Here is a 13,255-nt window from a genome sequence, read left to right on the forward strand (position 1 = left end):
TACTTAAGGTGTTCTGTCCACAGTGACTTTTTGATGCTGGTACTCCGGTTGAGAGGGGTCCAGGATGGAGTGTTCAAACCACTGGTCCCAATACGGATAAGACAGCCATACACAGATGAGTATTATAAATACGAGCAGAAGGAAGCGGATCCATAGGGTACCCACTTTCCACTTTGTTTTGGACTGTTTGGAATCATGGGTATCTCTTCTCGGTGGGAGGTTCAGTACGTCAGGTTCTGTCTCCTGGAACTGTTCCTTTTCCGCATAACCTCTCAATTGCTCCGCTTGATCCTTTTCTTTCAATTTATCACTCACTTCCTCCACCCCATTTGCCGAAACGGATCGATAATGCCAATATTAGATCAATAATAAAATGGGCGGTAATCGTAACCGTGATGCTCCCTGTCCATTCGAACATATAGCCAAGCAGAAAGCTTACGAATAACACAGACAGGAGCAGCACTATTTTATTCCAATAACGAATATGCATCAGAGCAAAGAGAACGCTCGCAATAATATAACCGAACTGGGTATGCAGTACGCCGCGAAACAAAAGCTCTTCACTAATGGCTATAAGCAGGGTCAAAGCCACAATACCTGCTACGGACCTTGTTTGGAATACCTTTACATTAATACCGCCATCATCGTACATCTTTTCAGGTAAACTATACATGAGAATAAAATCGATGAGAAGTATCAGAAGTCCCGGGATGATCCCGAAATAGACCCATGTATGTAATTCTACATAAAACAGCTTCCTCCACTCCGCTTGAAAGGAATCGAAAAGAAAGAAGCTTCCTGCCAACGCGAGAAGGAGAAGGACGAGCTGAGTAAATACTAATTGAACCGTAACTTCCCGATCACTCATTTCATGAATGATTTCCGCCTGGCTTTTACGATTCATGAGACGCCTCTATTTGAAACACGCTTTTCAAACGATCCAACCAGCTGCCGGCACCCAACACACGACTATTCACATTAAATCTAACACTATCTATGTGAAACCCACAGTTATCACAACAGGGCACATTTGGTTCCCGGTACCCTGATTGGAACGGACGGTAAAGACTTTCACGCCGGCAGCCAGTGACGTGCAGCCAGCTCAACATTTCCTTAAGTTTATAGTGCTTATACTCCAGGCGTTGACGTAATATCCGCTTCAACTCGAGGTGAAAGGAAGACGGTACATCGCTGATTCTTTGATTGTTCATCCACCCGTTTTCCTCTAAGTGATACTTTATGAAATTCCATTGTGATTCCGAGAGCTGATAGGCTTCCATCATCAAAGTATCCTCCACAGAAACAGGACGATTCGATGAATGGAGGACACGCTCAATATCCGCTTCTGTCGGGAGCTCACCTTGTATAAGCAGCTGTGGAAGGTGGTGATCACGAGGAGTATGCAGGACAAGACTTACAGAAGCTTCCCCGTCACGGCCGGCCCGACCGATTTCCTGTATGAACGATTCCAGTTGGGAAGGGAGGTGAAAGTGAATGACAAGGCGGATGTTTCCTTTATCCACCCCCATGCCGAATGCACTTGTACAGCATATTACATCCAGCTGATCATTCATGAACTGCTGCTGAACAAGCATCCGGTCCGTTTGATCCATACCACCGTGATAGAAAGCCACCCGCTTGTCAACCCTCTGCCTAAGCTCAACGGAAACTCTTTCCGCCCATTGCCGGCTCGAAAAATAGATCATGGTTGGAGCATGATTACTATTTAATAGACCTACGATCCTGTCCACCTTATCATCCGGTTTCTCATAGGACTCCACTGCCAGACTTATATTCTGTTTATCCATAGGAAAGATTCGTTTTTTCATGTTTGGAAGATTCAGCTTATCCATAATATCCTGCTGTACCTCCGGGGTTGCCGTTGCACTGAGGGCGAGAACGGGTGGATTTCCGATCTCCTCGATCGTCCGGTGCAGTTTCATATAATCGGTCCGAAACTCATGGCCCCATTGAGAAATACAATGAGCTTCGTCAATGACGAACAACGTCACATTCGTGCTGTCCAACCGCTCTTTAAGCCGTTCATTCTGCAACATTTCCGGCGAGATATATACGAGTGAAAAGTCAGAAAGGCGTTCCAATGTTCTTATTTTTTCCTGACGATCCATGAAACTGTTCAGGGCTGTCACATCTTTATAACCGGCTGCCTTCAACTGTTTAACCTGGTCAATCATAAGGGAAATAAGCGGAGAAACAACGATCGCTGTTCCACCTAGCAGCTTGGCAGGGAGTTGATAGCACAAAGACTTACCTGTACCCGTCGGGAGAATCCCAAGAACATTTTCGCCGGCAAGAATATCCCTGATCACTTCTTCCTGCCCCTCCCGGAACTGCCGGAAACCGAAGTAATGTTCCAAAGCTTTAGTCAAATCCAGTGTCGTCATAAAAGCTTCCTTTCTTTATAAAAATGCTGGGCCACTGCCAGAGCAAGCCGCAATTGAAAGTAGTCGTACCTTCCGTCTAACGCTTCCTTTATGCGCTTAAGCCGTTTTGTATCCAAACGTTGTGCGACCATGATAATCTCCTCTACCTCTGCTTTTCTCATGAATGGCTCAAAACGGAAGGAAGAATCCACCAATGCCGCTTCCACGACATGATCCTGGATGGTGCTCTTCTTCAAACGCCGCAAAGAGACGATGTCGTCCAAACTGTATCCCTGCTCTAAATAATGGTACGTCCGTTTTGCTGATTCTGTCACCAAACTTGTGCCGCCGAGCCCTGTTTTACAGGAGGAAAGGATGGGAAAGCTTTCTTCGCTCACCTGATAGAGACGATAGTACATATGCTCAAGACAAATCCTTACGTCCATTTCCGTAATCTTGAACTCCCTGGCAAGCTGTTCCACTGTCAGTCCAATCACTCCACCGCCTGTCATGCGGTATGTGAATATACCAGCTTCCAGACTATGGCAGGTATTCAGTATCACCTGCAGTTCATCGAAGAGGTCATGAGTTGTCCTGGTGAGCTTCCCCTTTTGACCTGCATACATACGCTTCACCCACTGTTGTACCTCAGGATCGTCCACCATCGGCACAAAGGATGAAATAGAAGCGTTTATATTCGTCCACGTCTGTATCAATAAATTCAGTCGCTGACGGAATACATGGATAATGGTGTGTTTTGCCATCCCATCAAATGCAGTAAGAGCAGGGCCGGCATACTCTTCCAACGCTTTCTTCCCATGCACTGTCAAAGCGGGATAAGCATCGTTTTCCATCCGGATACAGCCGCGACGCTCCAGATTCCCTATTTCATTATCCAGCGACTCTCTTTCTAAATCTGTATATACGGCAAAATAATTGTCCAGACGATACCCTTTCGCATCCTGCATCGTTTGGGAAGATCGCTTCCCGGTCAGCAGGTGAAAAATCCCGGAAACCGTCCGCTCGCCTCTAAGTTTCTCTATACATGTCAACAGTAAGTATTGAAACACGACTTCCCCTCCTTCCTGTATCCGGTCAGGTGCTTCCTATTGAAAAGTATATAAGCTGGATTTACAATGAATGGTGTACTTATGTAAATCTGTCTATTTAATAATCGTTTGGACAAAGGAGGATTTCACGGTGGCTAAGTTCACTATTGTGGACCAGGATACGTGCATCGCATGCGGGGCATGCGGCGCAGCTGCACCTGACATATATGATTATGATGATGAGGGAATTGCTTATGCAGTACTCGATGATAACAAAGGATCGTTCGAGGTCCCGGAACTGTATGAAGAAGATATGGAAGACGCTTTCGAAGGGTGTCCGACAGATTCAATAAAAATTGCCGACACACCCTTTGACGGAGACCCTTTGAAACACGAATAGTTTGCAGCCCCTCCCGATATCGGCAGGGGCTTTTTTTTACAGTTAAGTCCAACGGTCGAGAGTCATTTCTGCTTCTGTACGATCCACACTGGTGAAACGTCTTCCTGTATTATAGTCACTAATCCGGTAATGGCCGCTTACAGCGTGCTGCTCCATGACAACACTGCCTTTCTCCTCCAAAGGCTTCCAGTACCATTCCTCTTGGCGAGAAGCTTCCCACTCGTACCGTTGATGGGCAATAGTCAATGCCGTTTCCAGCGGGGAATCACCGCAGGCTGCTTTTAACACACTACTTCCCGGAAACAGTGCGATGACGGCCACTACGGTCGTCCATCCCGCTAAAATACGCCCTTTTTCAATCTGCACGAGCGTTTTTTTCGAGACACCGATGATCACCGCCATTTGATCTTGTGTGTAGCCCTGTTCCACACGTATCAGTTTTATCTTATCGGAGATGATTGCTATCAACTGTTCTTTGTCCATTCCCATCTTCCCCTTTTTGATATTTCCATTTTAACATGATTCATCGCTGTCCACTATCTGCAGGGCTTTGACTATTGACCATCAATTCGGAGCGAGAAGATTAATAACCTCAGGAGTAGGTATAGGGTGACGAAAATCGTAGGCACCTTTCTCTCGTTCCAGGCCGCTGAACTTCACTTCCCGATAACCGGCCGAAAATGCCGTTGCAAGCAAAGCATCCACCATTTCCCTTCTTTCCCTTTCATCCTTGAAGGCATGGTGATCTACATCAAGATACAAACGCTCTTTATCTTCCTTAACGACGGACAAACGAACATGATCTGGAATTGGAGACTCAAGCTGTGGAAAAGGAGCATTCTTTCCCATCTCTGTAAGGAGATCCGAAAAGTCTGCATCATCATCTGCTTGTACGGGAGTGAGCAGCGATTTTGTGGAAGCATCATAGTGATAAATAAGAAAATAATACGTTTCTTCTGAAACTACAGGCAGTTTATCGGTCATACCATAATTACCGATGGCAACCTGTTTCCCGTCAGAAGTCTTCACGTCAACGGAATCTGAGGCATATCCGGATAATTCCCACCTCACACTTTCCACGACAGACCTAGCCCATGAACTCCCACTGACTTGATAGTTCTCAGGAAATACCGCTCTCGCTTTCCCAATCTCTTCATCTATCTCGTAATCCACTTCAGGAACGGTACGCGGAGAAAGTCCGAAAGTGTCTGGGTCCACTCTCGTTTCTTCGGAAGCGAGTGTGATTGGAATGACGAACTCTCCATTCCTGTCCGGGAAGGCCTGCACCCTCATCCCGGATTTGCGGGTATCTGCAACCAGTGACAGTGTATGTGTCGGCATATCCAATCCAGCTCCTTCCAAAACGGGTGGTAATGGGACAAATTCCCCTTCCCTCGTGTCTGTTTGCTGCGCCCCTTGTTCAGGAAGGGGCTGCAGGATTTCCTGAACAAACGGGAGAGAGACTGCAAGGAGAGAGAGAACGGTAAGAATAGATAATAGAGGAACAATCCGGTGCCGCTTCTTCCTCACACCACGATTTATCCTTCTTTCAACAGCGCGGTACACCTCCCCCTGCTCCCTTTTGTCTTCCAAAGAAGGTAACTGAGAAAGCCACTGCTTCACATCCTGGTCTGATATTTTTTTCTTACTCAATGTCTCCTCCTCCTTCCCTCGCTTTTTCTATATGGGTTCTCAAGGCTTTCATACCACGATGCTGCGTCGTTTTCACTTTGCTTTCACTGAAAGAAAGAGCCTCTGCTGTTTCCTGAATGGACATTCCCTGCAAATAGCGGAGTATGAGCACACTCCTCTGATTAAAAGAACACTTATCCAAAGCTCTGTACATTTCCTTCACCTCTTCGTTCATTACAGCCACTTCCTCAGGCAGAGGGAGACCATCGCGTAAGCTCTCCTTATTCTTCGTCCAATCAAATGTTTCTATAATACGATCCCTTTTTCTCTTCTGCTTCCGAAAATAGTCGATGGCCACGTGACGGGCAATGGAAAGCAGCCACGTCTTTTCTGAGCTTTGCTTTCGAAAGGAATGATAGGATTTTATGACACGTATGTACACTTCCTGCACGAGATCTTCTGCAACAGCACGGTCCTTGACCATATAGATAAGAAATTGAAATAAATCCCGGTGATGTTGCTTATACAGTTCATCAAAGAACGATTTCAAAACAGTACCCCCTGAATCACCTATGTATATAGTCGTAACAAATAGGAGATCGTTACACTACCTATACTAATACGAAAAAAAAAGAAAAAGCTACCCTGTTCTAGGGCAGCTTTCCTGCTGGGTCCAATCTATGGTTTGTTAATGGGTAACGTCTGAACAACCGTCCTAATACAGGAGCCATAACAATCAGAAAAACAGTGTTTGAAACCGCATGATTGATGTCCATAGGAATCCCTGCCAGATAATAGGCCCAGAAGGGCTGTCCTGCGACATGCATCGTGAGAGACAGGACAAAGCCATAGAAGATACCACTCAAAAAACCATATACAGATAACAACCATACCGGAAGCTTAGGAAGAATCTTACCTAAGATACCTGCTCCGACACCGATTAAACCCCAGGCTGTTATCTGCCATACGGTCCACATACCCATGCCGAGGAGGAGGTTGGAAGTCAGTGTCGTTACGAAAGCAACCAGTACACCTCCAACTGGACCCAGCCAAAATCCGGCGATGATAATAATCGCCGTTACAGGCTGGACATTAGGAATATTGGCAAGAGCCATTCGGCCCGCAACAGCTAATGCTGACAGCATGGCAATCAACGTCAGTTTATATGTGTTCATAGTTGGTCATTCCCACGCATGATAATCGAAGGTAACCTGATCTCCATCTTTCAATTCATAATCTTCTGCGCCGACTTGACCTTCTTCTCCATTGACGGTGTACATCCATGCTTTCTTTTCATCGCCTCCAACACCTTCAATGGAGTTGATGAATCCTCCGGACTGTTCCACTTTGAAATTGTCCTCCATCACCTCCATCAGATTCGCACCTTCTTCGGCAGTAATTGATTCAGAAGCAATTTCTTCGGCACCATTATCTTGTGAAAGCTCCACCTCTACGGTAATTTCCTGTTCCTGCTGTTCGGTCGTTTCTGCACTCTTTTCTTCATCTTCCTGCGCGCCGCATCCTGCCAAAACACCGACGGCAAGGAAGGCCGCCATCATCAGGCGATACCATTTCTGTAACATTTTTTTCTCCCCTTCTGTCTTTTTGAGGGTTTTGAGTAGCCACAAATAAGAGCCTGCCCCTGTTGGGACAAGCTCTAAGACGAACCAATAGAAGCGGGACTGGCCGCCATTCACCGATCGGTTGCCTCAAATACTCAATCCTCGAAGTATTGAAACGCGAGATCAGGCAGGTCTACTGACTCGTGCGTCATCCTTCCAAGGCTCCTTCCCGTTATCCACAGTGGATCCACCTTTTCGTCGGCACTCACAGTTGCGAGGACAGTTCCGGTTTCCTTACCGGATTCCCATTTTAAGTCTTTCAGACACCTGAATTCTCATTTTATACAGTTCCTTTTTAAGCGTACACGAAACCGTCACAATTGGCAATAAGGGGATTACCCATGAATGAAAGGGATGCGGAAGGTAAAGGTCGTCCCTTCCCCAAGCCTGCTGTGGACGCTGATCTCCCCGTCGTGCCCCTCGACGATGTTCTTTGCAATGGCGAGACCGAGACCGGTTCCTTTCTTATAATCCTTCGTTTTTCGCTTCCTGGATTTGTCCGCCTTATAGAAGCGTTCAAATACAAATGGCAGGTCTTCTTCAGCAATGCCCATACCGCTGTCGTTTACCGAAGCGACCCAGTCATTCCCGTCTGGAACGACCGTCACATTTACTTCTCCGCCTTCTTCTGTGTGGCGGATGGCATTATCAATCAAGTTCGTGAACACTTGTTCAATACGATCCGGATCAAAGGTAAGCCTGCCGAGTTCAGGAGCAAGATCAAGCGTAAGGTTCACCTGTTTATCACCTGCCAGACCACTGAACTTCCGGATAATCTTCTGCATATACGGTCCCATTTCGATCGTATCATGAGCGAGCTGAATATGCCCCGCTTCCATACGGGCCAAATCCAGCAGCTCGTTGACCAATCTGCCGATCCTGAGGGATTCATCATGAATGATCTGAGCCAGCTCGTTTTTGTCTTCTTTAGTTTCTGCAATATCATCCACAATTGCCTCGCTGTATCCCTGAAGCATAGAAATTGGAGTGCGTAGTTCGTGCGAAACATTGGCTATAAAATCTTTACGAAGCTTATTTAGTCTCCGTTCTTCCGTCATATCACGCAGAACCGCGACGGCGCCACGAACCTTTTCCCTGTCATAGAGAGGGGTCATAATGATCACCCATGAGCGACCTTGTACGGATACTTCCACCATGGATTCATGTTCCTCTGTTATAACACTTTGAAAGAGCTCTTTTAAAGGCTCCGGCAGACGAAGCTCCTCTTCCTTATCCCGGGACGGATCCCGTTCGAAATCAGCGGCTTTCAAATACTGCTGGGCTGGAGGGTTCGTTATGAGCACATCTCCTTGACGATTGATGGTTATGACACCGTCCGCCATGGAACGCAGGATCCCTGAGAGTTGTTCTTTCTCTTGATTCAAAGCATTAATATGAAATTTCAACTCTCTTCCCATCCGATTAAAAGCCATGGCAAGCTCGCCGATTTCATCATGCGTTCGGATTGGGATTTTCGTATGAAACTCTCCCTTAGCGAGTTCCATAGCTCCCTTTCTCATTTTAATAAGTGGAGCTGTTATTCTCGTAGACAGGAAAAAGGCAAAAATTGTAGTTAAAATAATCGCGATCCCTGCTCCAAGAAATATGATTTTCGTCGTTTGCTCCGAGGTCTCTTCTACGGTGTCGAGCGATTGATAGACAAAGACCGCTCCAGAGCTATTCTCAAGAGGTGTTCCAACTACCATCACACCGGAGGCATGCTCCTGCATATCTGCAATCTTTTTGACGTCTTTACCGTTTTCCATAACGGCCCGAAGTTCAGGGTCCTTCCGAAACCACGCATCATCAAGCTGCGGCATCGCTTCGGATTCACTTTCAGCGAAAAGACTGTCGCCGGGTCCCCAGACAATGACTGCGCTGCTCGCTGGATCTTTAACTAAAATAGTCGATGAAAGCAGAAGGTCTTCATCAGATTCATAGCGGTCGACAACTTGAGAGATCTTGTCGGCTGTCTGAAGCAGATCGCTTTCCGCTTCGAGTATGTGATAGTTTTGGAAGAACTCAAGCAGCAGAATGGTAAGGATAAAAAGGACGAAGCATACAAGCAGGAGGATGGTGAACCAGAGTTTCCCGACAACACTCCGCCAGAACATCAGTCTCCGCTGACCTCGAACTTATATCCGATTCCCCAAACAGTCACAATCATCCCTGCAGCTTCCTGAGAGACTTTACTCAGCTTCTCCCTCAGGCGTTTGACATGGGTATCCACCGTTCTTAAGTCACCAAAAAATTCATATTGCCATACTTCCTTCAACAACTGCTCGCGGTCGAAAACCTTGTCTGGTGACTGCGCCATAAAATGCAACAGCTCGTACTCTTTCGGAGTCAGGGAAACTTCCTCCCCTTCCGCAGTCACCCGGTGGGCATCATTGTCGATAGTCATATGCGGAAACACCAATACATTTCTCGCCTGCGTATCTGTTTCCAGGAATTTGGTCGAGGATGCTCTCCGCAACAATGCCTTCACACGCAAAACTACTTCCCTCGGACTGAACGGCTTGACTATATAATCGTCTGTACCGACCTCGAATCCTTGAACCCGGTTGGCTTCTTCACCTTTTGCGGTAAGCATGATTACTGGAGTAGCTTTTTTCTCTCTTAATTCCCGACATACATCTATCCCGTCTTTTCCGGGCAGCATTAAATCGAGTAAAATGACGTCATAATCATTGTTCAGCGCTTTTTGCAGAGCTTCTTCTCCATCCTCTGCTTCATCGATCTCGTAGTGCTCTCTTTCCAAATACATGCGGATCAACCGACGGATACGCTCTTCATCATCAACGACCAGTATTCTTGCTTCTTGTTCCATGTTACCTACCTCCGACTGTATATTCTAAGTTAGACAAAGGGCAGGCGGGACATTTCGTCCCCCTGCCGGGCTTCTCGTTTACGCATACGAATGTAAACCGGATATAATTAAATTCACAGCAATGAGATTAAACATAATAATACCAAATCCTCCGACAGCAAGCCAAGCGGATTTCATTCCCTGCCATCCCCGTGACAAGCGAAGATGCAGATAGGCTGCATAAAAGAAGAAGGTGATCAAGGCCCACACTTCTTTTGGATCCCAGCCCCAAAAGCGATCCCACGCCTGCTGTGCCCAAATCATGGCGAAAATAAGCGCCCCGAGTGTGAAAACCGGAAATCCAATCGCTACGGCCCGGTAGGAAACTTCGTCCACGACCTCAGGATTCACCTTGTTTAACAAAGGCTGAATACTTGCTGCAATCCGTTTTCTCAGAATGATCCGTGCCGCCCAATACACAACAAGACCTCCGAGAACTGCCCAGATAAACGTATTTAATTTCTTCGCAGCGTCTTCTCCTCGCATCCACTCCGGTACTTCAAAGAGCGGCCCGAAATTGTCACCGGATACTTTTTCTCCACCGGAAGGACCAGCGATCGCCGGCATGTAGTAGACAATTTCCTTCACCTGACCCTCAACCGGGGCTTCAAACGTCGTTTCGTGCCCTATAGCATTGAAGGTAGAGGAAAGGACAATAAAAGCGATGGTGGTTGCGATAATATAAATAACAAATTCCAGCCATGTGGTATGTTTCGACCGCCTTGATTGATCGACCTGCCTTATAAGAAATATTAAACCGGCAACAAAGCTGACGGATAAAATCCCCTGTCCAAGCGAAGCCGTCGTCACATGGATGTATAACCAATGTGACTGAAGGGAAGGAACCAGCGGTGATATCTCCGTAGGAAACATACTGGCGAACGCAATCAGAAGCAGCGCGATCGGCAGTGCGAACAATCCCAGCAGATCCAACCGATAGATGAAATATAAAACAATAAACGCAAAGACGAAGCATCATCCCGAAGAAGGTGGTGTACTCGAACAAGTTACTTACCGGTGCATGTCCGCTTACCATCCATCGTGTAATGAAATACCCGACCTGAGTCAGAAAACCGATTACTGCGAGGGTGATACCAATATTCCCCGCTAGTTTACTCCGCCCTTTCTTCTTGTCTCTTATCGTTCCTGCAAAGAAAAAAGTTGCGATCAAATAGATAAAAAAAGCTGCATACAGCAAATTGCCGCTAATCGTCGTCAAGTCCCCCATATCCATCCTCCTGACTATCTATGATTTCATTTCATATTGGTCTTTCGGTGATTCTATGTTGGTCCCTTCGATGGCTTTATCGATCTCCATTCTCAAAGCGTACCAGTTTTTGTTTGTATGTCCGGAAACCCATACCCCGTCTTCACGCGGTTGCAGCCAAATGCGGCGGTGGTTCCAATACATACCCTGGATGACACCAATCATGAAGATGGCACCTCCGAGGGCAATGAGCCAAAGCGTGTGGTCTTTCTTTACCGTTAATCCGGTGACGTCCCGAACATCGAAAGCTGTAAGACCAAGTTTATACTGATTGTCCCCTCCGGCGTCAATGTTTGCACCGATCCCGAGGAAACTCGTCTCCGGTTCCGTCTCGCCGGGAGGATAAACATGAAAGACAAAAGCAGGGTTTCGTGGATATTTAGAGGCGGATACCGGCTCCCCGTTCTCCATCTCATAATCCGGGAAGTAGTTGGCAATCTCCACACGATAATCTCCAACTTTGTATTCCGAAGCAGGTGCTGTCAAATCCACAGTGAACTCCCCGTAATTGGTTTCGTCATCGTCTTTATCATGAATCTTAAAGCTCATCTCTTTAAACTCATCCAGTTGATAACTTGCCTGATAAAGTGCATAATCATCGAATTTCAGCGGATTGTTCATCGTAGCGGCGCCTTCTTTCAACTCTTTCAGCTCCGGTTCCGCACCGGTAACACCCTGATTCGTCCGCTCATAGATGACAGCATCTGTCCGGAAGGTCTTTGGAATGGCACCTTCCTGATTCTCCAGCGCTTCTTTAAACCTGGCATCTTCCGGATTATCTTTATCATAAGTTTCCAAGGTAAACGCTTCATTTTTAATGTAAAACTGACCATCCGTCCCGTTGATCAGTGCCGTTTCCCCTTCCCGTACCCATATGAAATCATCGACATACAAAGCAGGTACGAAGCGTAAAAGCGCTCCCAGCAAGAAAACGATTAAGCCGATGTGGTTGACATAAGGCCCCCATCTGGCAAAGCGGTTCTTTTCAGCGAGCAGATGACCATTTTCCTCCGTAACCTTATACCGGCGTTTCTTCAAATTCTGCTTGAATAATTCCGTGTCGATATCATCCCGAACCGTCTCTCCGAAAATACGCTGTTTCTTCATGAATAGTTCATGACGTTTCGGTTTCTGTCTCTTCAAGGTTTTATACAATGGGAAGAAGCGGTCGATACTCGCGACAATGATCGATATGCCGATCATGGCAATCAGAAGCATGTACCACCAGGACGAAAATAAATCGTGGAATCCCAGCTGGTAATAAATCTGACCGAACATTCCATATTGGTCACGGTAGTGTGTACTTGGATCTACGTTTTGCGGTATGTACATTTCTTGAGGGAGTATCGTGCCAACGGCAGATGCAATAACAGTAAGGAAGATCAGCCAGACTCCGACTTTTACAGAAGAAAAGAAATTCCAAACCTTATCAATGATCGTCCTGTTGTAGGTCTTCGAACGACGGGCGCTCCCGTCATACCTCATGTTGAGCAGCTCTTTCTGATCATTGCCATCAATATGTTGATTCTTCTCGACAGGTTTTCCGCAGGACTCACATAACACAGTCCCTTCCGGATTCACATGCCCACACTCACAGGTAATTTCGTTCATTAACAAAACCTCACAATATCGTGTAAAATCTACTCCTCCGGCGTAATCCTCTTCAGGTAACCCTCCAATTTATCCAACGTCAATGGACCAATTACCTGTTCTTCAATATCCCCGTCTGGTGTGATGAATAAAGTGGAAGGAAGGGGGTTTATATTATACAATTCCATAACCTGCCCATCCTTATCTCTAAGAATCGGGAAAGTAAGATTATATTGGTTGATAAACTTATCTACTACGAGATCGGTGGAATCGAGATTGATCGCCAATATCTCCACACCTTTTTCCTTATATTCCGGATACAGTTCCTGCATATAAGGCATTTCCTCTTTACAAGGACCACAAAAGGTAGCCCAGAAGTTTATCATAACGCCTTTACCTTCCAGTTCACTTAACCGGACGGTTTCCTCTGTTCCAAATTTTC

Annotated in this window: 14 protein-coding genes, 1 pseudogene and 1 riboswitch; of the genes and pseudogenes, 1 reads left to right on the forward strand and 14 read right to left on the reverse strand. The window is 46.4% G+C overall.

Going from position 1 to position 13,255, the window contains the following annotated elements; all coding sequences use genetic code 11:
- Nucleotides 1–3 precede the first annotated feature (3 nt).
- Genes D479_RS15115 through D479_RS15130 form a run of 4 tightly spaced genes read right to left on the reverse strand, consistent with a single transcriptional unit; the run spans nucleotide 4 to nucleotide 3,454 of the window.
- The gene (locus tag D479_RS15115) at nucleotides 4–315 is read right to left on the reverse strand and encodes a hypothetical protein (RefSeq protein ID WP_008638628.1); all 312 of its coding nucleotides are present in this window, start codon (nucleotides 313–315) and stop codon (nucleotides 4–6) included.
- Nucleotides 308–904, reverse strand: a complete 597-nt coding sequence (locus tag D479_RS15120) for a CPBP family intramembrane glutamic endopeptidase (RefSeq protein ID WP_008638629.1) — start codon at nucleotides 902–904, stop codon at nucleotides 308–310. Before D479_RS15120 ends, D479_RS15115 begins: the two co-directional genes overlap by 8 nt.
- Nucleotides 894–2,405 carry a RecQ family ATP-dependent DNA helicase gene (locus D479_RS15125; protein WP_008638630.1) on the reverse strand — a complete coding sequence of 504 codons (1,512 nt, stop codon included), beginning with the start codon at nucleotides 2,403–2,405 and terminating at the stop codon, nucleotides 894–896. The genes D479_RS15120 and D479_RS15125 overlap by 11 nt, the downstream gene beginning before the upstream one ends.
- Complete coding sequence (locus D479_RS15130; protein WP_008638631.1) at nucleotides 2,402–3,454, reverse strand: helix-turn-helix domain-containing protein; 1,053 nt, start codon at nucleotides 3,452–3,454, stop codon at nucleotides 2,402–2,404. Before D479_RS15130 ends, D479_RS15125 begins: the two co-directional genes overlap by 4 nt.
- Before the next feature lie 130 nt (nucleotides 3,455–3,584).
- Between D479_RS15130 and D479_RS15135 the strand changes: the two genes are divergently transcribed.
- Nucleotides 3,585–3,833 (forward strand): ferredoxin, encoded by a 249-nt coding sequence (locus D479_RS15135; protein WP_008638633.1) that lies wholly within the window; start codon nucleotides 3,585–3,587, stop codon nucleotides 3,831–3,833.
- 42 nt (nucleotides 3,834–3,875) lie between these two features.
- On the opposite strand, the gene D479_RS15140 is transcribed toward D479_RS15135, so the two are convergent.
- From D479_RS15140 to resA, 10 genes and pseudogenes are all read right to left on the reverse strand, one after another.
- Nucleotides 3,876–4,316, reverse strand: coding sequence for a helix-turn-helix domain-containing protein (locus D479_RS15140; RefSeq protein WP_008638636.1), 441 nt, complete (start codon nucleotides 4,314–4,316; stop codon nucleotides 3,876–3,878).
- Nucleotides 4,317–4,397: 81 nt separating this feature from the next.
- The gene (locus D479_RS15145) at nucleotides 4,398–5,486 is read right to left on the reverse strand and encodes a hypothetical protein (protein WP_008638638.1); all 1,089 of its coding nucleotides are present in this window, start codon (nucleotides 5,484–5,486) and stop codon (nucleotides 4,398–4,400) included.
- The gene (gene sigX / locus D479_RS15150) at nucleotides 5,479–6,015 is read right to left on the reverse strand and encodes an RNA polymerase sigma factor SigX (protein ID WP_008638640.1); all 537 of its coding nucleotides are present in this window, start codon (nucleotides 6,013–6,015) and stop codon (nucleotides 5,479–5,481) included. Before sigX ends, D479_RS15145 begins: the two co-directional genes overlap by 8 nt.
- Nucleotides 6,016–6,115: 100 nt before the next feature.
- A complete protein-coding gene (locus D479_RS15155; RefSeq protein WP_008638642.1) occupies nucleotides 6,116–6,640 on the reverse strand; it encodes an ECF transporter S component in 525 nt (174 codons plus the stop codon).
- Nucleotides 6,641–6,646: 6 nt separating this feature from the next.
- A complete protein-coding gene (locus D479_RS15160; RefSeq protein WP_039871590.1) occupies nucleotides 6,647–7,048 on the reverse strand; it encodes a DUF4430 domain-containing protein in 402 nt (133 codons plus the stop codon).
- 147 nt (nucleotides 7,049–7,195) lie between these two features.
- A riboswitch (cobalamin riboswitch) is annotated at nucleotides 7,196–7,373 on the reverse strand.
- 49 nt (nucleotides 7,374–7,422) lie between these two features.
- On the reverse strand, nucleotides 7,423–9,201 hold the full coding sequence (locus D479_RS15165; RefSeq protein WP_008638644.1) for an ATP-binding protein: 1,779 nt from the start codon (nucleotides 9,199–9,201) through the stop codon (nucleotides 7,423–7,425).
- Nucleotides 9,201–9,917 carry a response regulator transcription factor gene (locus D479_RS15170; protein ID WP_008638645.1) on the reverse strand — a complete coding sequence of 239 codons (717 nt, stop codon included), beginning with the start codon at nucleotides 9,915–9,917 and terminating at the stop codon, nucleotides 9,201–9,203. Before D479_RS15170 ends, D479_RS15165 begins: the two co-directional genes overlap by 1 nt.
- A 78-nt stretch (nucleotides 9,918–9,995) precedes the next feature.
- Nucleotides 9,996–11,190: pseudogene (ccsB, locus tag D479_RS15175) on the reverse strand (c-type cytochrome biogenesis protein CcsB).
- A 12-nt stretch (nucleotides 11,191–11,202) separates the two neighbouring features.
- Nucleotides 11,203–12,834 carry a cytochrome c biogenesis protein ResB gene (locus tag D479_RS15180; protein ID WP_008638647.1) on the reverse strand — a complete coding sequence of 544 codons (1,632 nt, stop codon included), beginning with the start codon at nucleotides 12,832–12,834 and terminating at the stop codon, nucleotides 11,203–11,205.
- Nucleotides 12,835–12,863: 29 nt separating this feature from the next.
- Nucleotides 12,864–13,255, reverse strand: a 392-nt coding sequence (gene resA / locus D479_RS15185) for a thiol-disulfide oxidoreductase ResA (protein WP_008638650.1), incomplete at its 5' end; no start/stop codon positions are given.

Origin of the sequence: Halobacillus sp. BAB-2008 (genome assembly GCF_000328325.1) — a bacterium.
Taxonomy (GTDB): Bacteria; Bacillota; Bacilli; order Bacillales; family Halobacillaceae; genus Halobacillus.

Coding starts and splice junctions, on each gene's coding strand:
- D479_RS15120 (WP_008638629.1), bottom strand. CDS start 904: ATGAATCGTAAAAGCCAGGCGGAAATCATTCATGAAATGAGTGATCGG.
- D479_RS15125 (WP_008638630.1), bottom strand. CDS start 2,405: ATGACGACACTGGATTTGACTAAAGCTTTGGAACATTACTTCGGTTTC.
- D479_RS15140 (WP_008638636.1), bottom strand. CDS start 4,316: ATGGACAAAGAACAGTTGATAGCAATCATCTCCGATAAGATAAAACTG.
- D479_RS15155 (WP_008638642.1), bottom strand. CDS start 6,640: ATGAACACATATAAACTGACGTTGATTGCCATGCTGTCAGCATTAGCT.
- D479_RS15160 (WP_039871590.1), bottom strand. CDS start 7,048: ATGTTACAGAAATGGTATCGCCTGATGATGGCGGCCTTCCTTGCCGTC.
- D479_RS15165 (WP_008638644.1), bottom strand. CDS start 9,201: ATGTTCTGGCGGAGTGTTGTCGGGAAACTCTGGTTCACCATCCTCCTG.
- D479_RS15170 (WP_008638645.1), bottom strand. CDS start 9,917: ATGGAACAAGAAGCAAGAATACTGGTCGTTGATGATGAAGAGCGTATC.
- D479_RS15180 (WP_008638647.1), bottom strand. CDS start 12,834: ATGAACGAAATTACCTGTGAGTGTGGGCATGTGAATCCGGAAGGGACT.